General features: G+C 58.4%; 24 protein-coding genes. 9 read left to right on the top strand and 15 right to left on the bottom strand.

Features of this window, described 5'->3' with window-relative positions; genetic code table 11:
• Nucleotides 1-6 precede the first annotated feature (6 nt).
• Nucleotides 7-936, top strand: coding sequence for a CDF family Co(II)/Ni(II) efflux transporter DmeF (gene dmeF, locus KVG95_RS04230; RefSeq protein WP_217854638.1), 930 nt, complete (start codon nt 7-9; stop codon nt 934-936).
• Between the two features lie 398 nt (nt 937-1,334).
• Here the strand turns inward: dmeF and KVG95_RS04235 are convergent, their stop codons facing one another.
• From KVG95_RS04235 to KVG95_RS04265, 7 genes are all read right to left on the bottom strand, one after another.
• Complete coding sequence (locus tag KVG95_RS04235) at nt 1,335-2,543, bottom strand: hypothetical protein (RefSeq protein WP_217854639.1); 1,209 nt, start codon at nt 2,541-2,543, stop codon at nt 1,335-1,337.
• A 79-nt stretch (nt 2,544-2,622) separates the two neighbouring features.
• The gene (locus tag KVG95_RS04240; protein ID WP_217854640.1) at nt 2,623-3,981 is read right to left on the bottom strand and encodes a hypothetical protein; all 1,359 of its coding nucleotides are present in this window, start codon (nt 3,979-3,981) and stop codon (nt 2,623-2,625) included.
• Between the two features lie 205 nt (nt 3,982-4,186).
• Entirely contained in the window at nt 4,187-4,837 is a 651-nt protein-coding gene (locus tag KVG95_RS04245; protein WP_217854641.1) for a response regulator, read from the bottom strand.
• Entirely contained in the window at nt 4,834-5,508 is a 675-nt protein-coding gene (locus tag KVG95_RS04250) for a sensor histidine kinase (RefSeq protein WP_217854642.1), read from the bottom strand. Before KVG95_RS04250 ends, KVG95_RS04245 begins: the two co-directional genes overlap by 4 nt.
• A 130-nt stretch (nt 5,509-5,638) precedes the next feature.
• Nucleotides 5,639-5,842: a response regulator transcription factor gene (locus tag KVG95_RS04255; protein ID WP_217854643.1), complete on the bottom strand. Its 204-nt coding sequence runs from the start codon at nt 5,840-5,842 to the stop codon at nt 5,639-5,641.
• Between the two features lie 34 nt (nt 5,843-5,876).
• Nucleotides 5,877-6,110, bottom strand: a complete 234-nt coding sequence (locus KVG95_RS30100; protein WP_225922904.1) for a response regulator transcription factor — start codon at nt 6,108-6,110, stop codon at nt 5,877-5,879.
• 136 nt (nt 6,111-6,246) lie between these two features.
• Nucleotides 6,247-7,353 (bottom strand): cytochrome P450, encoded by a 1,107-nt coding sequence (locus KVG95_RS04265; RefSeq protein ID WP_217854645.1) that lies wholly within the window; start codon nt 7,351-7,353, stop codon nt 6,247-6,249.
• Between the two features lie 81 nt (nt 7,354-7,434).
• Between KVG95_RS04265 and KVG95_RS04270 the strand changes: the two genes are divergently transcribed.
• On the top strand, nt 7,435-8,199 hold the full coding sequence (locus KVG95_RS04270; RefSeq protein ID WP_217854646.1) for an ArsR/SmtB family transcription factor: 765 nt from the start codon (nt 7,435-7,437) through the stop codon (nt 8,197-8,199).
• Here the strand turns inward: KVG95_RS04270 and KVG95_RS04275 are convergent.
• Nucleotides 8,196-8,804, bottom strand: a complete 609-nt coding sequence (locus tag KVG95_RS04275) for a LysE family translocator (RefSeq protein ID WP_217854647.1) — start codon at nt 8,802-8,804, stop codon at nt 8,196-8,198. The genes KVG95_RS04270 and KVG95_RS04275 overlap by 4 nt on opposite strands.
• Before the next feature lie 105 nt (nt 8,805-8,909).
• Between KVG95_RS04275 and KVG95_RS04280 the strand changes: the two genes are divergently transcribed.
• Nucleotides 8,910-9,836 (top strand): LysR substrate-binding domain-containing protein, encoded by a 927-nt coding sequence (locus KVG95_RS04280; RefSeq protein WP_217854648.1) that lies wholly within the window; start codon nt 8,910-8,912, stop codon nt 9,834-9,836.
• On the opposite strand, the gene KVG95_RS04285 is transcribed toward KVG95_RS04280, so the two are convergent.
• Complete coding sequence (locus KVG95_RS04285) at nt 9,826-10,167, bottom strand: hypothetical protein (RefSeq protein ID WP_217854649.1); 342 nt, start codon at nt 10,165-10,167, stop codon at nt 9,826-9,828. The two genes, KVG95_RS04280 and KVG95_RS04285, sit on opposite strands and share 11 nt — an antisense overlap.
• Before the next feature lie 502 nt (nt 10,168-10,669).
• On the opposite strand from KVG95_RS04285, the gene KVG95_RS04290 reads away from it, so the two are divergent.
• The gene (locus tag KVG95_RS04290; RefSeq protein WP_217854650.1) at nt 10,670-11,584 is read left to right on the top strand and encodes a WaaS/CpsH family glycosyltransferase; all 915 of its coding nucleotides are present in this window, start codon (nt 10,670-10,672) and stop codon (nt 11,582-11,584) included.
• Between the two features lie 72 nt (nt 11,585-11,656).
• Here KVG95_RS04290 and KVG95_RS04295 read toward each other — a convergent pair whose 3' ends face one another.
• The 5 genes from KVG95_RS04295 to KVG95_RS04315 form a co-directional block, all read right to left on the bottom strand.
• Nucleotides 11,657-12,676, bottom strand: coding sequence for a branched-chain amino acid aminotransferase (locus tag KVG95_RS04295; RefSeq protein WP_038984199.1), 1,020 nt, complete (start codon nt 12,674-12,676; stop codon nt 11,657-11,659).
• A 271-nt stretch (nt 12,677-12,947) separates the two neighbouring features.
• The gene (gene lpdA / locus KVG95_RS04300; RefSeq protein ID WP_217854651.1) at nt 12,948-14,330 is read right to left on the bottom strand and encodes a dihydrolipoyl dehydrogenase; all 1,383 of its coding nucleotides are present in this window, start codon (nt 14,328-14,330) and stop codon (nt 12,948-12,950) included.
• A 17-nt stretch (nt 14,331-14,347) separates the two neighbouring features.
• Entirely contained in the window at nt 14,348-15,616 is a 1,269-nt protein-coding gene (locus KVG95_RS04305; RefSeq protein WP_217854652.1) for a dihydrolipoamide acetyltransferase family protein, read from the bottom strand.
• Nucleotides 15,617-16,675 carry an alpha-ketoacid dehydrogenase subunit beta gene (locus KVG95_RS04310; protein WP_048394689.1) on the bottom strand — a complete coding sequence of 353 codons (1,059 nt, stop codon included), beginning with the start codon at nt 16,673-16,675 and terminating at the stop codon, nt 15,617-15,619.
• Between the two features lies 1 nt (nt 16,676).
• Nucleotides 16,677-17,912: a 3-methyl-2-oxobutanoate dehydrogenase (2-methylpropanoyl-transferring) subunit alpha gene (locus KVG95_RS04315; protein WP_008005369.1), complete on the bottom strand. Its 1,236-nt coding sequence runs from the start codon at nt 17,910-17,912 to the stop codon at nt 16,677-16,679.
• 185 nt (nt 17,913-18,097) lie between these two features.
• On the opposite strand from KVG95_RS04315, the gene bkdR reads away from it, so the two are divergent.
• Complete coding sequence (bkdR, locus tag KVG95_RS04320; protein WP_017339472.1) at nt 18,098-18,586, top strand: Bkd operon transcriptional regulator BkdR; 489 nt, start codon at nt 18,098-18,100, stop codon at nt 18,584-18,586.
• Nucleotides 18,587-18,626: 40 nt separating this feature from the next.
• On the opposite strand, the gene KVG95_RS04325 is transcribed toward bkdR, so the two are convergent.
• Complete coding sequence (locus KVG95_RS04325) at nt 18,627-19,490, bottom strand: MBL fold metallo-hydrolase (RefSeq protein ID WP_217854653.1); 864 nt, start codon at nt 19,488-19,490, stop codon at nt 18,627-18,629.
• Between the two features lie 103 nt (nt 19,491-19,593).
• Between KVG95_RS04325 and KVG95_RS04330 the strand changes: the two genes are divergently transcribed.
• The 4 genes from KVG95_RS04330 to KVG95_RS04345 all read left to right on the top strand — a co-directional run bounded on the left by KVG95_RS04330 (nt 19,594) and on the right by KVG95_RS04345 (nt 23,573).
• The gene (locus tag KVG95_RS04330; protein ID WP_032830345.1) at nt 19,594-19,929 is read left to right on the top strand and encodes an ArsR/SmtB family transcription factor; all 336 of its coding nucleotides are present in this window, start codon (nt 19,594-19,596) and stop codon (nt 19,927-19,929) included.
• Between the two features lie 189 nt (nt 19,930-20,118).
• Nucleotides 20,119-21,363: an NAD(P)/FAD-dependent oxidoreductase gene (locus tag KVG95_RS04335; RefSeq protein WP_217854654.1), complete on the top strand. Its 1,245-nt coding sequence runs from the start codon at nt 20,119-20,121 to the stop codon at nt 21,361-21,363.
• Nucleotides 21,364-21,372: 9 nt separating this feature from the next.
• A complete protein-coding gene (locus KVG95_RS04340; protein WP_217854655.1) occupies nt 21,373-22,179 on the top strand; it encodes a sulfite exporter TauE/SafE family protein in 807 nt (268 codons plus the stop codon).
• A 209-nt stretch (nt 22,180-22,388) separates the two neighbouring features.
• On the top strand, nt 22,389-23,573 hold the full coding sequence (locus KVG95_RS04345) for a porin (protein WP_217854656.1): 1,185 nt from the start codon (nt 22,389-22,391) through the stop codon (nt 23,571-23,573).
• Nucleotides 23,574-23,657: the final 84 nt, after the last annotated feature.

The following is a 23,657-nucleotide window of genomic DNA, read 5'->3' on the forward strand; positions in this document are numbered from 1 at the left end:
CGTCCCATGACACTGACACCTCAGGCTTCACGTTTTACCCATGACCATCTGTTTTTGGGCGCTGCCCACGATGACAATGCCCGCCGCACGTTGTGGGTGGTAGCCCTGACCTTCGTGATGATGATTGGCGAAATTGCCGCCGGTTACATCACCGGTTCGATGGCGCTGCTGGCGGACGGCTTTCATATGGCGACCCACGCCGGGGCCTTGGGCATTGCCGCGGCGGCCTACGGTTTTGCCAGGCGGCATGCCAACAACTCGCGCTTCAGCTTCGGCACCGGCAAGGTTGGGGACCTGGCGGGTTTCGCTTCAGCCATAGTGCTGGGCCTGGTGTCGATCGGCATCGCTGGCGAATCCATCGTGCGGCTGTTTCAACCGACCACCGTGGCCTTCACCGAAGCGACGATGATTGCGGTGGTGGGGCTGGGGGTGAACATCGTCAGTGCGTTTCTGCTGTCGGGCAATCATGGGCATCACGGCCATGATCATCACGATCACAGTCATGCCCACGCTCACCATCACGACAACAACCTGCGTTCGGCGTATTTGCATGTGCTGGCCGATGCGTTGACCTCGGTGCTAGCCATCGTGGCATTGTTGGCCGGGCGCTACCTGAGCTGGGTCTGGCTGGACCCGGCGATGGGGATTGTCGGCGCCATCGTGATCGCGAGATGGGCTTATGGCTTGATGCGTGACAGCGCCGCAGTGTTGCTGGATACCACCGATGAGCACGTCGCCGCCGAAATTCGTGAGCTGCTCGAATCGACGGACGATGTTCGCATCAGTGACCTTCACGTCTGGCAAGTCGGCCCTCAGGCGCGGGCGGCGATTGTCAGTGTCGTGGCGGTGGCGGGCGTCAGTGCCGACGCCATTCGCGAACGTCTGGCGCCGGTTCATGAGTTGTCTCACCTGACGGTTGAATATCGCAACGCTTGAGGTGTGTGCACGAGGGTTTCGTACAGAATCTGGTGTGCAGCGTTAAAAAACGAGGGGGCGTGAAGCCCCCTCGGCTATTGCTCATCGGTACTCGACTGCGCCAATTGTGGTTTTTGACAAGTTTGATTGGTAGCTATTGTTTCGGGGCCGCCAGTTTGGTCCTAACCATGTAGCGATTACCGTTTGTAGCGCGGCATTGTGGACGTGTTTATTCTGTTGCCAGTAAACGATCTGAGTTGCTCCGGTGACGGTGTCTTCAAACTTTTCCTGACAGTACGCCATGATCTTGACCCTCGTTCATTCCATAGAAAGTATTGCTTTGGTCTTGCTCACTTCGCTCAACAATCGGGTGTCTTGTTCATCGCAGTCCTCCTTGGTCGGCTATTGAAAAACTCCGTTTAGTGCAATACCTGGCGGCTGATTACGCCGAGTAACACCGGCAGGTTTGAATCCTGCGCATCAAAATGGATATCGACTTCACCCGAGCTGCCGCCGGCATCTGCGGGAAGCTGAACGGTGGCCGTCGCCTGAAGGTTGAACGGCCCGATGCGTGTCACCGAGTTGGCCAGGTCTTGTGCCTTGGCCAGGTTACTGACCCTCAATGTCAGGTGCGGGCGAAAGCCAATCACGGCATGGCTGGGCAGCAGGCCAATGGCCCCGTTTTCACTGAAAAAATCGGCAGCATTGGGCGGTGCGATGTAACGGCTACCGTCAAAAAAATCGGCGTCAAACCAGGCCGCAGGGCTGAGGGCGAAGCTACCGAATTGTTCAAGGGACAAGCTCATGGTGACTGAGGTGTTGCTGAGATTTGCAAGGCTGCACATTGCCGTGTGCATGGGATTGGCCAGGTTCAACCCGATAAAGGACGGTAAGTCGGCGGTAGTCAGCAACTGAGCACCCAAGGTGCTGTCTGGTACTGAGGGCAGGACGATGTCCACGGCGTTGAGCAATGCGGTGGGAGCGTTGCTGCGCAGCGCCGACAACCCGCTGCCGCGCCAGCTGGGCAAGGTCTGGGCCCATTGTTCTAGGGTGAATCCGGGGCAACGGGAAGCGGTCGCGTCGGCAGTGCTGACCACCATGTTGAGTGCTGTGGGTTCCTGAAGTGAGGCCAGCCAACACTGATTGAGTGCCTTAATAATCTGCGGTGCCCGGTTGATGAAGGTACTCGTCATGGATTGATGGACTGCTGCCAGGTCGGCGGTACTCGGTGTGCTGCTGGCAGGGCACAAGCCGTTCTGCGCGATAGCAGTCTGAGGGGGCAGTGTGGTCAGCAGCAGTTGCCGGTAGCGTTCGAAGTTGACCTGCGGAGGCGGCGCGCTGGCGTTTTCTTGCAAGTGCACCGGGACGGGCGCAACGTTTTGCAGGAGGTAACTGAGGTAAATCCAGTAAGACGAAAACAGGCCGCTGTGGGGCGCATAGCTGCCGGTGGGCGAGGGAATGCCATTGCCCAGTTGATAGATACTCCAGTTACAGAGCCCGGTATCCGAGCTGCCAAGGTCGCTGAATGTATCTATGGCCGCGACCGACAATACGTCGCTGCCTGTCACGTGCGCCCAGTTGGAAAGAGCCTGCCTGTACAACTGCCATATCGATGAATCGCTCTGCACGATATGTTCTCCCTGTTTTGACTGCGATCCAGAGGCTGGAGCCCTTCGCGTCTTCAGGCAAAGGGCAACCAGCGAGGGGCTAGACGCCGAGTTTTTGGCTAATCACCCCCAGCAGTACTGGCAGCGTGCTGCTAACCGGGCCGATGGTCACGGACGCACTGGCATCGTCGTACTTGATGTCTTGCTTGGTACCGTTGGCCGACCCTGTGAGGGAGCCGAGGCGGAACGGACCGATACCAATCGAGGTGGTGGCACTCGCCTGCCAGCTGCTTTTGACGTTGTTGTAATCGCTTGCGCTCATTTTCAGCGTTACCGTTGGCTCAAAACCCACCACCACCTGGGTGGCGATGGCTGACAACGCACCACCTTCACCGAAGAACGCAGGGGCTCCAGGTTTAAGTTTTTTGCTGTTTAACGCTACCAGGGCACTGTCCCACCACGGCCCGGGACTGACCTGAAAGCTGCCGAAGCCGGTGAAGTCGACTTGCAAGGAGAAGTCGGTGCTGGTGGTATCGATGCTGGTTTTCTGGCCGCTGGCGGAGCCGCCCAGGGAAAAGTTGAAGAAGTCGCCAAACAGGCTGGCGTTGGCCGAAGTGCTCCAGCCGGACTTGTCCAGGCTGTAGCTGGCGGTGCTGGAGGTGATGGCGATCGTGGCGCCGGCGTTGGTCTTGCCTGCAACACTGGCCGCTTGCCATTCGGCATATTTGGTGCCGAACGCCTGGAGGGTATAGGAAGGTGCCAGGGAAGACACCAAGGCGGTCGTTGGCGGTGGCGTGACGCCTCCAATCACGACTGGCTGACTCCCGGGCGGAGAGACAGTGCCTGAGGTTACCGCCATGTTGAAGGCGTTGGGTCCCATCAGGCTCTGGGCGCCGTTGATGCCGGCTTTCGTCCGAGCCGTCTGAAGGACGCTGTAGCCCGGTCCATACATCTGAATCATCAATTCTTCGTAGGTGTTAGCGGCACCGATCAGGGCGTTATTCGCCGCTGGATAGGACTGGTAGCCTTGCCCTACCCAATCCTGGAACGCAGGGATGTTAGGGAAAATGTTTTTGGCGTTGGTGTAGGCGGTGAAGGCTTGTGCCTGCACGTTGTTGAAGGTTGTCTGCGCGGTATTGAGGTTGGTGGTCGCGACAGAGACCTGGCTGGCCAGATTCGGGTTGAGCGCAGCACCCGGATCAATCCAGTCCAGAAAGGTCGCATAAGCGGACAGCAAGCCGCTGCTAGCCGAGTAGGATGGACTGTCGGCCGGCACCACATCACCCAGGCCATGGATGTAGTAGTTCTGGATGTTCGGGTTGCTATTACCCAGATCAATGTTAAGGGTGGTAGAACCTGCACTGAACTGTTGTTTATCACTAATGCCGCCCGGCAGTGCTACTGCCTGAACTGCTCCCATCCATTTTTGCCACAGGTCCAAAGTATCAATATTAGCCATTTCGTATCGCTCCAAATCGGTTGGAAAACCGAGCATCGCGGCCAGTACCGCGACCTCCTGAGACGATCAGTGCAGTGATGTGCGCATCGCTCGTCTGGAACAGAGACTATCTTTCGTTCGCAGGTGTGAACCTGTACGTAATGCTGATTCGAGGCCTCAGAAACACTGATTCTCTATAGGCATTAATACCGACCGCCCATCAGCTCTAAAGCCATCCTTCGCGTAGGGCATAGCGGGTCAGTTGAGCGATGCCCTTGAGGTTGAGCTTGCTCATGATGTGTTCGCGGTGGGTGCTCACGGTTTTACAGCTGATGTGCATGGAGTCGGCAATCGCACGGGTGGTGAGCCCCTCCACCAACAGTTGCAGGATCTGCCGTTCCCGTGGACTGAGTCGTGCACCCGCGGGGATGGAGTGTTGCGCGTTGGTCAGGCGCTGGCTCAGCACCATTGCCGTGGCTATCTCCGGTGAGAGGTAGCTGCGTCCCTGAGCAACTGTACGCACGGCTTTAACCAACTCATCTACGGCACAATCCTTGAGCAGATAACCTGAGGCGCCTGCGTCCAGGGCCGCGCTGATCCTGCGTTGTTCGCCGTGGGCCGACACGCATAGAAATTGCAGTGCTGGTGCCCTTTGGCGAGCGCGAGCGATGGTGTCGATGCCGTTCAAGAGCGGCATTTCCAGATCGATAATCACCAGGTCCGGAGGTTGCGGGGCTATCAACGCCAAGGCCTCCAGGCCATTGGCCGCCTGACCGATAATGTGTAGGTCATGTTCCCTGACCAGTAATGCGGCGAGGCCTTGGCGAAACAGAATATGGTCGTCAACCAGCAAAATCTTCAGCGGACCTGTGCTCATGAGCGCCTCCGCCTCGCGCTATCGAGGTGATGACTGGGAACCAGCAATCGAACGCTGGTGCCATTGCCTGGCTCGGAGTCCAGTATCAACCGTCCTTCCAGTGGCTTGAGCTGTAGCGCAATACTGCGCAAACCGAAGCCGCTCGACTGCCCCTCCGGATTGGGGGGGAAGCCATGGCCATTGTCTTCTACGCACAACGTGAGGTAGTTACCCAGGCAGGAGGATTTGAGTTTTGCCTGCGTCGCACCGCTGTGTTTGCGTACATTGGCCAGTAGTTCATTGACTAATCGCAGCAGGGTGGCCGTGGTGGCATCTGCAAGCGGTGCTTGCGGGCCATGCAGGTTCAGAACGATGGTCGGGGCATCGGGGAAGTCGGTCTGAATGTCGCGCACCAACCCTCGAAGTGCTTGGTCCAAGGATTGGCGTGGTAGTGGCTCTTTCCCCAGGTTGTGCACCACCGAACGTAGGCTCGCGCTGGCCTCATGGATCAAGGTCTGCAACTCCTGAATCAACTGCTTTAGCGCAGCTGCAGATGCTTGTTGTTGCAGCTCGGCCAGGCGCAATTGGGCAAGCGCCAAGTGTTGTCCGGTATGGTCGTGCAGGTCACAGGCTATACGCAGGCGTTCGCATTCGATGGCCCAGAGGCAGGCACATTTGTTTTGGCGTGACATTCCTTGTCTCCATTAACGAGGTTCACGTTCGGGCAGGCTGCTCGAGCGCTTTTCAGTTGTGGCATTTTGCCGGTACATGATTGGAGGCAGATCGTAAGGCCGGCAATACCACCGATGGCGTAGTTGGCTATCAGGATGTTGAAGGTCTGACCAGGTGTTGCTCCAGGCAATAGCGCACCAGTTGCGCGATGCTGCCGATGCCCAGTTTTCGATACAGGTTCTCACGGTGTTTACGCACGGTCAGATCACTGAGACTCAGCCGTTGGGCAATCTCTTTACTGGTGCGTCCGCATGCGATATGCAGCGCGATTTCGCGTTCTCGCCTGGACAGCATGGAAGGGGGATGGGGTTGGTCAGTCCTGGAACCATCAGTGACTGGAATGATGGCTCGTTCGACGAAAATAATATCCTACGGCGAGGACGCAGAGTTGCGCCGAATGGGTCAGGCCCTTTTTGGCCATGATGTGGCTGCGATGTTTACGAACGGTCAAAGGGCTGATATGCAACTGCAGGGAAATGGCCCGGCAATCCAGGCCCTGACTGATTAGTTGCATCACTTCTCGCTCTCGTGGCGTCAGTGGCTTGAAGTTAGCCGGGCTCAATCCGAAGTCATGTTCTTACCCGCCGCCCTGAATCCACGTTCATCATCGCGCTCCCTGCAGCAGTGACTTGAAATGATTGGTCCCTTGTAGCCACACAGGATAGTTCAAAATTCTTCGGATCTTCGATTGGGCGAACTCAGGCAAAGACCGGAATGCGCCCGTTCAGGGAAGGGCGGTACTGCCAGGTCAACCGGTCCAGCGCGGGTTTCATGGCCAGAATTTTTCTCAGCGTCGCGCTGGCAATGCTCATCGCCAACACCTGCCCCGGACATTGATGACGCCCCGCGCCGAAAGTGAAGCTGCGGCGGTTCGGGCGGTCGAGCAGGAACGTATCGGGATCGTCATTAAGCTGCGGATCGCGATTGGCCGAAGCCAGCAGTACCAGGATGACGTCGCCGGGGTTCAGGTTCACGCCGTCAATTTCACACGGCGCGGCGACGAAGCGGCGGGTGTTTTGCACCGACGGGTCGAAGCGCTGGACTTCAGCGATCAGGTCGTCAACTTGAGCCGAATCCAACTGTGGGTTTCGGATCAACGCTAATAGCGCATTGCCGATCAACCCGGCCGTGGCTTCGTAAGTCTGGGAGAACAGGCCGATCAGGTTGGCGATCAAGGTTTCAGAACCGGTCGATGTCGTCGCGAAACGCTGCCGGATACCGGCGAGCAGGGCGCTTCGGTTGTTCGGGTCGTCCAGAAGCTCGATGAAATAACCCTTCAGCTGTTCCGCCGCGACATGGGCGGCGTCCAGTTGCGCCTGATCGCTGAGAGGAGACAGGCAGGCGACGAAGTCGGCGGTCAGCTCGCTGATAGCCCGGCCCTGAGCCGGAGAAAACCCCAGCAACGCCGCCACTACGCAGACCGGCCCGCGAAACATCGCCGCGTACAACCCGTCAGCACCCGAGGTGATCAACCGAGCGCCGACCAACGCATTGACCTCGTTCACGTCAATCAACGCCAGCCCCGGCTCAATCGCCGCCCTCGGGCAACGCTGCCGTTCACCCTCGTTCATCCGCATCAACTGACCGAACACCTTGCCGGCCATGCCTTGAGCAATGGCCTTAGACACCGGCTCATAAGACGGCCGGACATGACAGTGCGGATGCGCCAGCACGGCGGCAACGGCTCGGGCGCTGCTGGCCACCCACTGTTTCAGTCCCTGATGAAAAACCAACCCACCCTCGGCGCGCAGTTGTGCGTAGTAGGGATAGGGGTCGGCGTGAGTCGCAGCGATGATCGGGTCCATGGGTCGCAGCCTTATCGGTGGTTGGAAAGTGTTGCTACTATCTCCAGTCCGAAAGGGCCTTGATTCGTCCGGGAGCGAAATATGAACGCAGAACAACACGACATCGGCGTCTCTCAAGTGGCGGCAGCGATTGCCGAACCGGCTCGGACGAAAATCCTCTGCTCATTGATGGACGGCCACGCCCGCACCAGCACCGAACTGGCGGCGGTTGCCGAAGTCAGTGCCTCGACCGCCAGCGCGCACCTGGCCAAGCTCAAGGAACTGGCACTGGTGCGTTTGCACGTTCAGGGGCGCCACCGCTATTACAGCCTCGCGGACAAGCGCGTGGCCCAGGCCCTGGAAGCGCTGATGGTGATCGGCCAGAAGGCCGCGCCGACGTTCAACCCGCGCACCCCGGACCGCCTGCAATTCGCCCGCACCTGCTACGACCACATGGCCGGTACGTTGGCGGTGTTGCTGCATGACCGGATGATCGAAGCGGGGTGGTTGCTGGAAACCGATGAGCAGGCTTATCAACTGAGCGACAGCGGCGAAGCGTTGTTCGCAGCATTGGGGATTGATGTCAAAGACCTCGGCACCTTACGCCGCCGCTTCGCCTGCCCGTGCCTGGACTGGAGCATGCGTCGGCCGCACTTGGGCGGCGCCTTGGGTGCGGCGTTGCTACAAACGGCGATCAATCGTAAATGGGTGACGCAGGATCTGGACAGCCGGGCGCTGGCGTTGACGGCGGTGGGGCGCAAGGAACTCAGTAGCCGGTTCGCCGTTGAACTACCGGTTCAGGTGACGACCGCACAACCCGCGGCCACCGAGAACAGGCGCCGCGCGATCGCCAGTCCTGCGACTTAGCGACTGGCCGAGGCCATGAGCACGCCAAAACCGGCGAAGGTCACGCCCGAGACTTTCGCCGCCAGCCAGGAACCTTTCGGGCTCGACAACCAGCCTTTGGCGGCATTGGCGAGCAAGGCATAGCAGCCATGCACCAGAATCACCAGTACCCCGTAGGAAGCGACCAGTTTGAAGAACTGGGCGTAGAAGTGCGCGGAGGTATCGATGAATTGCGGGAACACCGCCAGAAAGAAAAACACCGCCTTGGGGTTCAGAAACTGGATCGAAGCGGCTTCAAGGAAGCGATAGCCAGGGCTTGAGGGACGCGTTTCAAGCAGCGTACTGAAACGATCCGAGCGCCAGCTTTTGTAGCCCAGGTACAACAAATAGGCGGCCCCTGCGTATTTCAACGCGGTGAAGGCGTTCGCGGAGGTGTTGAGTATCAGGCCAACACTGGTGGCGCTGATGGCGGCGACGACAAACGCCCCCGATGCGATCCCCAGAATGCCCGGCACGGCTCCCGTCCAGCCGTGACGCACGGCGTTGGACAGGGTCAGGACCACGCCAGGCCCCGGGCTCAAAATGGTCAGGGTGGCGAAAAGTATAAAGAGTCCGTAGTTGTTCATGTCTTGCTCCGTCAAGTGCCGCTGGCTGCGTGCTGGCAGATTGGCGGGACGACGGGGGCGTGACAAACGCTTTAATTAAAGCGCATAGGTGACTAAATTAGACGCATGAAAAATCAACTACCGCCTCTTAATGCTGTTCGCGCCTTCGCCGTTGCCGCTCGCCATCAGAGCTTCAGGCTGGCGGCCGAAGAGCTGCATGTCAGCCACAGTGCCGTCAGCCGGCACATCAAATTGCTGGAGGAGTACCTGGGCGTGCTGCTGTTCGAGCGGCGTATCCGGCAATCGGTGCTGACGCCGACCGGCCAGCGCTTTTATGAGCAGGTCAGCGCCGGGCTGTCGCAGATCGCCGACGCTGCCGCTGCGCTCAAGCAACATGCCTCGCTGCCTATCGTGAAGATCAATGTACGTCCGTCCTTTGCCGTGCTTTGGCTGACGCCCAGGCTGGCGGATTTCATTGCGCAGCACCCGGACATCAAGCCCCAGGTGATCACGCAAACCCAGGCACCCGATCAGGCACGTGACGGGTTCGATGTCGTCATTCGCCGTGGTCGTGACGACTGGGCGCCGACGATTGAGGCGCGACCGCTCTTCGAAGACGAACTATTACTGGTTGCGGCGCCATCGCTGATCGAGCGCCTGCCACTTGAAGACCTCACTTCGTTGAGCCGGCACACGCTACTGACCGCCAAGGCACGTCGCGAAGATTGGCACCATTGGGCGATGCACTTTGGTCAGAGTCAGTCAGCCACTCAGGTAACCCGGCAGTTTGATCACATGCACCTGGTGCTTCAGGCCGCCGTGGAGGGACAGGGCATTGCCTTGTGCCCGACCTCTTTGCTGGGCACCCATCTTTTGAGCGGACAGCTGATCTGTCCGTTGTCCGAGTTGCGTGTGCCGTTGCCGCGTTATTACTACGGTGTTGCGCCGGACGTGACCGTTCAGACACGGGTGTTTGTGGAGTGGTTGTTTGCCCGGATTGCTCAGGATGAGCTGCGTTGGCAAACACCTCGTACTGTGACCGCTACGCCCTGAAAACCCAAACAATCTCCACCACACGCACTGCCAAAATCAGGTAAATCAGAAATAAAATAATTTGAAACGCCGTGTGATACGGCAACTTGGACAGCCGGCGCAGGCCGTCACTGACACTCAGCAACATCAGCATCGCTGACACCAAAATCAGCCCCCAACCCGCCAGATTCGAAGCGAGTAACCCCATGAACAGGTGATGCTCGCGACCCAGTACGTTGGTGCCCGCCGCGAACAGCAGGGCACACACCAGCAGGTTCTTGATGTTGTCGAACACTTGCGTGGTGAAGTCGGTGTCCAGCAAGGCCAGATACTTTCGCCAGAGTCTGTTCATGGTTTTGAGGCACCTGTTGAGGTTGTTGCACGCGGCAAGTTTAGTGACGAATGGAGCAGGGCGCTGATTTGATCCGATGCAATTATTGGCTCCGACGTTCACCTTTGAAGGCTGGAGGCTCGGGAAATATTGGCGTGCGGTATCAGGTTATAGTGTCAAATTTGCAAGGCTGACTTCACCCATTGGCGGGTGTTGTGTCAAACTCCCTGTTGAATGGCTATGTGCCATGCTGGTTCAGTGGGCTAATTTCAGGAGCTCGGGGTATCAGCTTTTTTATAGCGACAGCCAGTAGAATGATGCTATTTTTGCGTTCGCGAAAACGAATGGGAATTAACTATTTTGTTCTGGGTGCGATTATTTTTGGTTGTGGTTTTCTATGTCGGTCATTACCTGTTTGATTTTTTAAACATCCTGACCTCGTTAGATGACCAGCAATTTAACACCTGGGAAATATGATATGAGAGTGTTTTTTTTAGGGTGGAAAGCTCGGTACGAGCAGATTATGATCGATGGTCTGGCTGAAAACCATAATGTTCATAAACTCCACATCCCCGCTTACGCCAAAAGAATCAACCGTACTATAAGATCACTTCAAAAGAAAACCCCGCTAACTATTTCAACGTCTTGGCTCGGGAGGTTGGTCAATGCGAATAAATCAATAAGTTCTAAAGACATATTGATTTGTAATGAGGGGCAAGCTAAACGCGGATTAAATCCTAGTGTTATTAAAACCTTCAAAGGCGTAAAAGTCCTTCTGATCAGAGATCTGGTTGATGCGCCTTTTGTAGATGAAATGAGAAAGATTTTCGACAGAATCTACAGCTTCGACCCGGTGCAGTGTCGTTTATTTGGTATCGACTACCTCGAGCAGTTCTTTCCTTTCAATGCAGAAGCAGCAAGAAAGCTGAATACAAATAAACGGGAGCCTTCCCGCAGTATTACTTGTTTTTTTCTTGGCAGGGATAAAGGTCGCTCTCAACTGATAGAAGAGATTGCCAATGATCTTGAAAGCTTGGGTTGTAGTATTAAATTTCAAATCGTGAAGGATGAGTCATCCATTCCTCTAACGAAATATCATACTGATTCAGTATTGTCGTATGAGGAAAACCTCCAGCAAGTAATTGATGCTGACGTGCTAATAGAGATCAACCAGCCAGGGCAATCTGGCCTCACTCTTCGAACCTTGGAAGCGGCATTTTTTGACAAAAAACTAATTACTACCAACAAAGCCGTCAAGGATTTGTATTTTTATGATCCTAGTCGCTTCTATATTTTTGAAGAGTTTGACAAGGAGGCTATTTCTCAATTTTTAGCTTCACCCTCAAAGCCGATTGACGTGGAAGCCCTGAAAAAACATTGCCCTGAGACCATGCTTAAACGCATACGAGAACTGCAAGGTTCCAGCAGGTGCAATTAACGCAATAAAAAACCCACCCACCGCCAAAGCGATGGATGGGTTATATGCCGCTTGGGGTCAGGCCCCGTCAAGTCAAACCTTGACGATCCAGCCCGCTGGCGCTTCGACGTCGCCGGTCTGTACACCGGTCAGCTCTTTGTAGAGCTTCTGGGTGACCGGGCCGACTTCGGTTTCGCTATGGAACACGTGCAGCTTGTCGTTGTAACTGATGCCGCCGATCGGGGTGATCACTGCAGCGGTACCGCAAGCACCGGCTTCCTTGAAGTCGGACAGCTTGTCGATGAACACGTCACCTTCAACCACTTCCAGGCCGAGACGTGTTTTGGCCAGCTCGATCAATGACAGACGAGTGATACCCGGCAACACCGAAGGGGAGTTCGGGGTGACGAACTTGTTGTCGTGGGTGATCCCGAAGAAGTTGGCCGAGCCGACTTCTTCGATTTTGGTGTGGGTGAGCGGGTCCAGGTAGATGCAGTCGGCGAAATGCGCCTTCTTGGCTTGGGAGCCCGGCATCAGGCTGGCGGCGTAGTTGCCACCGACCTTGGCCGCGCCGGTGCCTTGTGGGGCTGCACGGTCGTAGCTGGAGATCAGGAAGTTGTGCGGGGTCAAACCGCCTTTGAAGTAGGCGCCGACCGGGATGCAGAAGATCGAGAAGATGAACTCGGGCGCGGTACGCACGCCGATGTTGTCACCCACGCCGATCACGAACGGGCGCAGGTACAGCGCGCCGCCAGTGCCGTAAGGCGGGATGAAACGCTCGTTGGCGCGAACCACTTCCTTGCACGCTTCGACGAACTGCTCGGTGGACACTTGCGGCATCAGCAGGCGACCGCAGCTGCGTTGCATGCGTGCGGCGTTCTGGTCCGGGCGGAACAGGTTGATCGAACCGTCCTTGCAACGGTAGGCCTTCAGGCCTTCGAAGCACTGCTGGCCATAGTGAAGGGCAGTGGAGCCTTCGCTGATGTGCAGCACGTTGTCTTCGGTCAGGGTGCCTTTGTCCCACTCGCCATTACGCCAGTGCGACAGATAGCGCTTGTCTGTCTTGATGTAGTCAAAACCCAGCTTGTCCCAATTGATGCTTTCGTTACCCATGACACCCTCTATCACTTAACAACCGCCGAAACGGTTCAAGGCTTCTGACATTTTTCTGGATGGGGACAACAATACTTCATTCCGGGCCCATTTCGCAGCCCGGACTATCAGGTGAATGGCATATAAATGATGTCGACCTTGAGAATTCGCGAGCAAGCCTGCTCCCACATTCGATCTGTGGTTGCCATAGCACCTACAAACACCACAAATCCAATGTGGGAGCGGGCTTGCTCGCGAAGAGGCCATCACCTACGCCATCAATCTCCCTGGGTTACAGATGCAGCGCGTGACCAAGAGCACGCAACGCCGCTTCCTGCACCGCCTCACCGAGCGTCGGATGCGCGTGGATGGTGCCGGCGATGTCTTCCAGACGAGCGCCCATTTCCAGGCTCTGGCCGAACGCCGTCGACAACTCCGACACGCCCACACCGACCGCCTGCCAGCCAACAATCACATGATTGTCACGCCGCGCTACAACGCGCACGAAGCCGCTTTTCGACTCCAGCGTCATCGCCCGGCCATTGGCGGCGAACGGGAAGCTGGAAGCGATGCAGTCCAGCCCCGCAGCCTTGGCCTCGTCCGGGGTCTTGCCGACCACTACCAGTTCCGGGTCGGTAAAGCACACGGCGGCGATGGCGGTCGGGTTGAATTCGCGGTGTTTACCGCTGATCAGCTCGGCAACCATTTCACCCTGAGCCATGGCCCGGTGGGCGAGCATCGGTTCGCCGCTCAAGTCGCCGATGGCGTAGACGTTGCGCATGCTGGTCTGGCAACGGTTGTCGATCTTGATCGCCGAACCGTTCATCTCCAGATTCAAGGCTTCGAGGTTCCAGCCTTGAGTGTTGGGTTTGCGACCGACGGCTACCAGTACCTGATCGGTTTCCAGGTTCAAGGTGTCACCGTTCGGGTCACGAACTTGCAGTGTATTTCCTTGTGAATCAAAGCCTTCAACGCTGTGCTTCAAGTAAAGCTTCACGCCGAGTTGCTTGAGTGCCTCATGCACCGGGTGGGTCAGTTCGGCGTCGTAGGCCGGCAGGATGCGATCCTGCGCCTCGACCACACTGACCTCGGCGCCGAGCTTGCGATAGGCAATCCCCAGCTCCAGACCGATGTAACCGCCACCGACCACGACCAACCGTTTCGGTACGCTTTTCGGCGCCAGCGCTTCGGTAGAGGAGATGATCGGCCCGCCAATCGGCAGCATCGGCAGGTTCACGCTTTTCGAACCGGTGGCCAGCACCAGGTGCTCGCACTGAATGCGCGTGTCGCCGACTTCCACGGTTTTGCCGTCGATCACTTTCGCCCAGCCTTGAATGACCTGGACCTTGTGCTTCTTTAATAGCGCCGAGACGCCGGTGGTCAGGCGATCAACAATGCCGTCCTTCCACTCGACGCTCTTGCCGATGTCCAGGGTGGGTGCCGACACGCTGATGCCCAGCGCCGAGTGTTGGCTGTGGTGTTGCGTCTGATGGAACTGTTCGGCGACGTGAATCAACGCCTTCGACGGAATGCAGCCGATGTTCAGGCAGGTGCCGCCCAACGATTCGCCTTCCACCAGAATGGTTGAAATGCCCAGCTGACCAGCACGGATCGCCGTCACATAACCGCCGGGGCCGCCGCCGATGATCAGCAGTGTGGTGTTCAAAATCTGCATGTCTGCTCCATTAATAATCAGTCCACAAACAAGGTTGCGGGTTGTTCGAGCAGGCTGCGAACGGCCTGGATGAATTGCGCCGCGTCCATGCCATCGACCACGCGGTGATCGAAGGAGCTGGAGAGGTTCATCATCTTGCGAATCACGATCTGGCCTTTGACGACCATCGGCCGTTCGACGATTTTGTTCACGCCGACGATCGCCACTTCCGGCAGGTTCAGCACCGGGGTGCTGACGATGCCGCCCAGGGCGCCGAGGCTGGTCAGGGTGATGGTCGAACCGGACAGCTCATCGCGGCTGGCCTTGCCAGTGCGCGCAGCAGTCGCCAGACGCGAGATTTCCGCGGCGCTGTCCCACAGGCTGCGGGTTTCGGCATGACGCACCACCGGCACCATCAAGCCGATGTCGGCTTGGGTGGCGACGCCGACATGCACCGCGCCGAGGCGGGTGATGACTTGTGCTTCGTCGTCGTAGCGGGCGTTGATCTGCGGGAAGTCTCGCAGAGCCACGACCAGCGCGCGGACCAGAAACGGCAGCAAGGTCAGCTTGCCGCGAGTGGCACCGTGTTTTTCGTTCAAGTGTGCGCGCAGTTCTTCCACGGCGGTGACGTCGATTTCTTCGACGTAGCTGAAGTGGGCGGCCCGCTGAGTGGCGTCCTGCATGCGCTGGGCGATCTTGCGGCGCATGCCGATCACCGGGATTTGCTCTTCATCGTTGCGCTGGGCGTAAGCGGCGGTGGCGGTCGATGCGTTCGACTGACCCTGAGCCAGCCAGGCTTCGAGGTCTTCGTGCAGCACACGGCCGGCAGGGCCGCTGCCACGCACCAGACGCAATTGAATGCCGAGGTCCAGCGCATGCTTGCGCACGGCCGGGGAGGCCAGCGGACGCTCATCGGCCTCGCGGGCAACCATCGGGCCTTGGCAGACAGCGGCCGGGCGAGGCACCGCAACCGGTTTGCTTTCAACAACAGCTTCAACTTTAGGCGCTGCAACGGGTGCTTCTTTAACCGTTACTGGCTGGGCCGACTCTTTAACGTTGCCCGCGCCTTCGACTTCAATGCTGATCAAGATGCTGCCAACCGCCATGACTTCGCCAGGCTGGCCGCCCAGCGCAATCACCTTGCCATGCACCGGGGATGGAATGTCGACCATCGCCTTGTCGGTCATGACATCGGCCAGCACCTGATCCTCGACGACCATGTCGCCGACCTTGACGTGCCACTGAGACAGTTCAACTTCTGCAATGCCTTCGCCAATGTCCGGCATTTTAATAACGTGCGTGCCCATTCAGACCTCCATAACCCGATGCAAAGCCGCGCCCACTCGGGACGGACCAGGGAAATACGCCCACTCTTGCGCGTGCGGGTAGGGGGTGTCCCAACCGGTGACGCGCTCGATCGGCGCTTCCAGGTAGTGGAAGCAATGCTCTTGCACCAAGGCGACCAGTTCGGCGCCGAAACCGCAGGTACGGGTCGCTTCGTGAACGATCACGCAACGGCCGGTTTTCTTCACCGATTTGACGATGGTTTCCAGGTCTAGCGGCCACAGGCTGCGCAGGTCGATGACCTCGGCGTCGATGCCGGTTTCTTCAGCCGCCACTTGCGACACATAAACCGTGGTGCCGTAGGTCAGGATGGTCACGTCTTTGCCCGGACGAGCGATGGCGGCGACGTCCAGCGGCACGGTGTAGTAACCGTCCGGCACTTGCGCGGCGGGGTGTTTCGACCACGGGGTTACCGGGCGGTCGTGGTGGCCATCGAACGGGCCGTTGTACAGACGTTTTGGTTCGAGGAAGATCACCGGGTCATCGTTTTCGATGGAGGCGATCAGCAGGCCTTTGGCGTCGTAAGGGTTGGACGGCATGACCGTGCGCAAACCGCAAACCTGGGTGAACATCGCCTCGATGCTCTGGCTGTGGGTCTGGCCGCCATAGATGCCGCCGCCGCAGGGCATGCGCAGGGTCATCGGTGCGGTGAACTCGCCAGCCGAGCGATAGCGTAGGCGTGCGGCTTCGGAAATGATCTGGTCCGATGCCGGGTAAACATAATCGGCGAACTGGATCTCGGCCACCGGCCGCAAACCGTAAGCGCCCATGCCCACGGCGACGCCGACGATGCCGCTTTCAGAGATCGGTGCATCGAATACGCGGGAGGTGCCGTACTTGTTCTGCAGGCCTTCGGTGCAACGGAACACGCCGCCGAAGTAGCCCACGTCTTGGCCGAACACCACGACGTTGTCGTCACGCTCAAGCATCACATCCATGGCCGAGCGCAGGGCCTGGATCATGGTCATGGTGGTCGTGGTCATGGCGGTTTCCAACTCGATTTTGTTGTTGTGATCGTTCATGTCAGATCCCCAACTCTTGACGCTGGCGCTTCAAGTGCTCCGGCATCTCTTTGTAGACGTCTTCGAACATGGTCGCGGCGCTTGGAATCTGGCCGCCGGCGAGGGTGCCGTACTGCTCGGCTTCTTTCTGTGCGGCGATCACTTCGGCTTCCAGTTCGGCGCTGACCGCGACGTGCTCCTCTTCGGACCACTGACCGATTTTGATCAGATGCTGTTTGAGGCGCGCAATCGGGTCGCCCAACGGGAAGTGGCTCCAGTCGTCGGCAGGACGGTATTTGGATGGATCATCAGACGTCGAGTGCGGGCCGGCGCGGTAGGTGACCCATTCGATCATGGTCGGGCCGAGGTTGCGGCGTGCGCGTTCGGCGGCCCAGGCGGAAGCGGCGTATACCGCGACAAAATCGTTGCCATCGACCCGCAGGGAGGCGATGCCGCAACCGACGCCGCGTCCGGCGAAGGTGGTGGCTTCACCACCGGCAATCGCCTGGAACGTCGAGATCGCCCACTGGTTGTTGACCACGTTGAGGATCACCGGTGCACGGTAGACGTGGGCGAAGGTGAGGGCGGTGTGGAAGTCCGATTCAGCGGTAGCACCGTCGCCGATCCAGGCCGAGGCGATTTTGGTGTCGCCCTTGATCGCCGAGGCCATGCCCCAGCCAACGCCCTGAACGAATTGAGTGGCGAGGTTGCCGGAAATGGTGAAGAAGCCGGCATCCTTGACCGAGTACATGATCGGCAGCTGACGGCCTTTGAGCGGATCGCGCTCGTTGGACAGCAGTTGGCAGATCAGGTCCACCAGCGGCACTTCGCGGGCCATCAAAATGCTTTGCTGACGGTAGGTGGGGAAGCACATGTCGTCGATGTTCAAGGCCAGGGCCTGGGCGCTGCCGATGGCTTCTTCGCCAAGGCTTTGCATGTAGAACGACATTTTTTTCTGACGCTGGGCGACCACCATGCGGTTGTCGAAAATCCGCGTCTTGAGCATGGCGCGCATGCCTTTACGCAGGATCTCCACCGGCACGCCTTCGGCCCATGGACCGAGGGCATTGCCCTGGTCGTCGAGCACGCGAATCAGGCCTTTGGCCAGATCAGCCGTGTCGGCCGGTTCAACGTCGATTGGGGGTTTGCGCACCAGGCCTGCGTCAGTCAGATGCAGGTAGGAGAAGTCGGTTTTGCAGCCGGGGCGGCCCGAAGGTTCGGGAACGTGCAGGCGCAGCGGTTCGTACGCTTGGTTCATGGCTTCTACGCTCGATCTTGTGAATTTCTTGTAGTGAGCTGGCAGTCATTCTTCGGTAAAAGAATTCTTGTCCTACAACAATCATAGGCCGGCCCAAGAAGAATATTTCTCTCTGTTTCGTTGCGCCCGAGGTCATTTGAGGATAAAAATTCTGCATAAACATAAAAAGCAGGTGGTTTTGTCTCATGCGCAAACTGGACCGTACCGATATCGGCATTCTCAACAGCCTTCAGGAGAACGCGCGCATCACCAACGCCGACCTCGCGCGCTCGGTGAACCTGTCGCCGACGCCGTGCTTCAACCGGGTCAAGGCGATGGAAGAATTAGGGCTGATTCGTGAGCAAGTGACCCTGCTGGACGCCGACCTGCTGGGGCTGCATGTGAATGTGTTCATTCACGTCAGCCTGGAGAAACAGGTGGAGGAGGCGTTGCAGCATTTCGAAGAGGCGATCTCGGATCGCCCGGAAGTGATGGAGTGCTATTTGATGGCCGGTGACCCGGACTACCTGATCCGCGTGCTGGTGCCGACCATTCAGTCGCTGGAACGCTTCATGATGGACTTTCTGACCAAGGTGCCGGGGGTGGCGAACATTCGTTCGAGCTTTGCGCTCAAGCAGGTGAGGTATAAGACGGCACTGCCGTTGCCGGCGAATGGGTTGACGTTGGCCAACTGAATGATCGTTCCCACGCTCCGCGTGGGAACGATCGACAGGATTAGAGTTGATTCAGGGGAATCTTCAGGTAACTCACACCATTCTCTTCCGCCGGCGGCAAATTCCCCGCCCGCACATTCACTTGAATCGCCGGCAACAACAGCGTCGGCATACCCAACCCGGCATCGCGCTGAGTACGCATGGCGACGAAAGCAGCCTCATCAATGCCATCGTGAATATGAATATTGCTTTTGCGCTGCTCACCCACCGTGCTCTGGCATTGTGGGGCGCGGCCCTCGGGCGGGTAATCGTGGCAGACGTAGAGACGAACGCTGGCGGGGAAGGCCAATAGTTTGTGGATCGAAGCAAACATCTGGTTGGCGTCGCCGCCGGGGAAATCGCAACGCGCGGTGCCGACGTCCGGCATGAACAACGTATCGCCCACCAGAATCACATCGCCGTCGATCAGATAAGCCATGTCCGCCGGGGTATGCCCGGGAACGTGCAGGGCCGTGACCTTGAGGTTGCCGATCCGGAATGACTCGTCCGGCGCGAACAGGTGATCGAACTGTGAACCATCAACGCTAAATTCCGGTTCAAGGTTGAACAGCGTCTTGAACACCCCCTGAACCTTGCTGATCGACTCACCAATCGCAATCTTGCCCCCCAGTTCCCGACGCAGATAAGGCGCGGCCGACAGGTGATCGGCATGGGCGTGGGTTTCCAGCAGCCATTGCACCTGCAACTGGTGTTCACGCACGAAGGCGATGATCTTGTCTGCCTGGACGGTCGCGGTGCGTCCGGCCGCGGGGTCGTAATCCAGCACCGGATCGACAATCGCGCAGTGCCCGCCATCGTGCTCGTAGATTACATAGCTGTAGGTTGACGAGGCGGGGTCGAGGAAGGCTTCAATCAACGCAAACATGGCAGGAACCTGTGGAAAGGGGCGGGAGGACAATAACCGGTTGCAACACTTTATGTTTAAACATAATGTCCGCAGCTTAAGTGACGTCGAAGGCATCCTGCAAATGCAATCCAGTCTGACCGAATGTGAAGTCGCCCAGCTCCGGGCCTCGGCCTCCAAAGCTTGCGCGCTGCTCAAGGCTTTGGCCAACGAGGACCGCTTGCTGATTCTCTGCCAATTGACCCAGGGCGAGCGGAACGTCGGCGAACTGGAAAAAATGACCGGCGTGCGCCAGCCCACACTGTCCCAACAGCTGGGCATCCTGCGCGACGAGGGATTGGTAGTCACCCGTCGTGAAGGCAAGTACATATTCTATGGTTTAGCCAGTCACGAAGTGATTCAGGTGATGAAGACGCTGTCCGGCCTGTATTGCGGAGCGGTGCTGAAAAGCTGGGGCTGAACCTGATGCCGGTCAGTTAAGCGCAATCCATGTGGGAGCGGCGGTGCGACGATTCGACTTGCTCGCGAAGACGGCGGCACAGTCAATATTGATGTTGCCTGATACACCGCTTTCGCGAGCAAGCCCGCTCCCACAGGTTCCGTGACTTAATGAACCCGGCGCCATGCGTGCAATAACAAGGAATGAATGATGAACGATCAACACTGGGGCCCATCCATCAGTGCCGACATCGTGGTAATAGGCGGCGGGACCGCCGGCATTGGTTTGGTTGCCAGCCTGCTGAAACGCGATCCGGGTTTAAAAATTACCGTCATCGAACCCGACAGCCAGCATTACTACCAACCGGCGTGGACACTGGTGGGCGGCGGTGCTTACGCGGTGAAAAACACCGCGCGCCCGATGTCTTCGGTGATGCCGCGTCAGGCCACCTGGTTGCAGGCGTCCGTGACTGACATCGCCCCCGACAGCAACCAGCTGACCCTCGACGATGGCCGCACCGTTAGTTACCAGAACCTCGTTGTCTGCCCCGGTTTGCGCCTGGCCTGGGAGAAAATCGAAGGCTTGCAGGACACCCTCGGCCAGAACGGCGTGACCTCCAATTACAGCTATCGATACGCGGCCTACACTTGGGAACTGGTCCAGGGATTGCGCGGCGGCAAAGCGATCTTCACCCAGCCAGCGCTACCGATCAAATGCGCTGGTGCGCCGCAGAAAGCCTTGTACTTGTCCTGCGATCACTGGCGTAAAACTGGCGTTCTGAACAAATTCGACGTCGAGTTCAATCTGGCCGGCGCTGCGTTATTCGGCGTGGCGACATTCGTGCCGCCGCTCATGAAATACATCGAAAAGTACAACGCCCGGCTGGCCTTCAATTCCAATCTGGTCAAGGTTGACGGGCCGTCGAAAACCGCGTGGTTTGAGGTCAAGGACGCTGCAGGTGTCGTGACCGTAGAAGAAAAAACCTTCGACCTGCTGCACGTCGTGCCGCCTCAGGTCTCGCCTGATTTCATCCGCCAAAGCCCGTTGGCCGACGCCGCTGGCTGGTGCGAAGTGAACCCGCACAGCCTGCAACACGTACGCTATACCGACGTCTTTGCCTTGGGCGATGTCTGCTCCACCAGCAACGCGAAAACTGCCGCCGCCGCGCGCAAGCAGATCGTGGTGGTGGCGCAAAACCTGCTGGCCCTGCGCAAGCAACAGCCGTTGCCACTCAAGTACGACGGCTATGGTTCCTGCCCGCTAACGGTGGAGAAGGGCAAGGTGATCCTCGCCGAGTTCGGTTACGCCGGTAAATTGCTGCCGACCTTTCCCCTCGACCCGATCGTGCCGCGCCGTTCGGCCTGGTTTCTCAAGGCGACCTTGCTGCCGTGGTTCTACTGGAATGGCTTGCTCAAGGGCCGTGAATGGCTGACCCATCTGTCCAAGGTTGACTGAGAGAACCCTATGTTGCTGGCCAGTTTTTTCGGTGTGGTCATGGGCCTGGTGCTCGGTTTGACCGGCGCTGGTGGCGGAATTCTTGCGGTGCCGGCCCTGGTGCTGGGACTGGGTTTGACCATGACCCAAGCGGCGCCCGTCGCCTTGTTCGCGGTGGGCAGTGCGGCGGCGATCGGTGCAATTGACGGTTTGCGCCATGGCCTGGTGCGCTATCGCGCGGCGTTATTGATTGCACTGCTCGGCGTGGTGTTTTCGCCGGTAGGTATCTATTTCGCCCATCAGTTGCCGGAAAAGATCCTGATGGTCCTGTTCAGTCTGCTGATGGTCATGGTGGCCTGGCGGATGTTGCGCCGGGAAAAGCACGACGATGGTCCGAGCGATCACGGGCATGCCAACTGGGGCCAGAAGAATTGCATGCTCGATCAGCAGACCGGGCGTTTTTCCTGGACTGCCAAATGCACCGCGACCCTGGCGGCACTCGGCGCGGTGACCGGTGTGGTCTCGGGGCTGCTCGGTGTTGGCGGCGGCTTTCTGATAGTCCCTGCGTTCAAGCAACTGACCGATGTGCAGATGCGCGGCATCGTCGCTACGTCGTTGATGGTGATCAGCCTGATCTCGGTGATTGGCGTGGTCGGTGCGTTTCATGCCGGGGTGCGGATCAATGGTTTGGGCGTGTCGTTCATTGTCGCCAGCATCGTCGGGATGATTGTTGGTCGAAAACTCTGCGCCCGGGTGCCGGCCCGAGGGCTGCAGATCGGCTTCGCCAGCGTCTGCGTGGTAATCGCCGTTTACATGCTGTTTAGAGCGCTCGCCTAGCGGGCACCGGCTCCTGTGGACGCCAGTCGGGTCCACAGGCTTACACCCTAAGTTCCGGGCCTGTCCTGCGGGCGGTCTTACACCGAATTTGCCGCGCGCTACCCGCCAATCCAAAGCAGCTGACAACCGCACCCAAGGCAGCGTATGACGCCGCCGGTCCACTTTCGATAATCGCCTCCGACATTAAGTCCCCCGTTGCGGAGCGCGTCATGCACAACAATAAGAACTTCAAGCATCGTTTCTTGCCGGCCTTCATCGCCAGCCTGTCGTCCCTTGGCCTGAGCTCGATGGCCGAGGCCGAGATCATGCTGTACGACAAGGACCAGACCACGTTTTCCACGGATGGCTACATCAACGCTTTCTACGTGAACAGCGACGTGGACCGGGCCGGCGAGCAGTACGACCGGCGTCAGGCGCGGGTGAAGATGGGGTTTCTGCCCAACTACCTGGGCTTCAACATGGGCAAGCAGGTCGATGACCTCAAGCTCGGTGCCCGCGCCTCGTTCTGGGTGACCATCAACGACAGCGAAACCAACGGCACCGACACCGCCATCGACGTGCGGCAGTTCTACGGCACGGTGGCCAATCCGGAGTGGGGCGAGGTATTGATCGGAAAGGACTTCGGCCTGTTTGCCCGTTCCAACATCCTGCTCGACGAATTGCTCGCCGGTTATGGTCAGGTCAGCGATACGTTGGGCCTGGTGGACGGTGGCGGGGTGTCGTTCGGCAACATCGGCAGCGGTTATCCGTACCCGTTCCCGACGTCGCAGATCACCTATCGCACCCCGGTGATGGACGGTTTGCGGGTGGCGGTCGGGATCATGGACCCGGTCGACACCAACGACAGCAGCGAGACGGGCAAGGCGTACCAAGAGAACCCGCGCAGCGAGAGCGAGATCACCTATCAGTTCGACGTCGGCGGGGCGAAGATTTACAGCTGGCTCAACGGCAGCTACCAGACTTCGGACAACACCGACTCCAGTGTCGAGTCCGTCACCTCCAAAGGCGTCGGCTACGGCGTGCAGGCGAAGATGGGCGGGCTATCGCTGACCGGCTCCGGTTTCCAGGCCAAGGGCATCAACCCGTTCTTCACCAACAACGCTGGCGAACCGACCCTGCGCAATGTCGACAGCGACGGTTACCTGTTGCAGGGCTCCTACAAACTGGGCAAGAACCGCTTGGCACTGTCTTACGGCAAGACCGAGGATGACGGCAACGGCGTGGTCGGCAGCGGCGCCGATTACGAGACCCGCGGCATTGCGCTGTTCCATGACGTCAACGACAACCTCAAACTGGTGGCCGAGTACAACCAGTTTGAAATCAATGGCCACGACACCAGCGACCAGAATGAAGACACCGATACGTTTGCGGTGGGGGCGGTGTTGACCTGGTAACAAAGGAGTCGGCATCACGCAGATCCAATGTGGGAGCGGGCTTGCTCGCGAAAGCGGCCTTCCAGTCAACAATGATGTTGCCTG

Origin of the sequence: Pseudomonas farris (assembly GCF_019145235.1) — a bacterium.
GTDB lineage: Bacteria > Pseudomonadota > Gammaproteobacteria > Pseudomonadales > Pseudomonadaceae > Aquipseudomonas > Aquipseudomonas farris.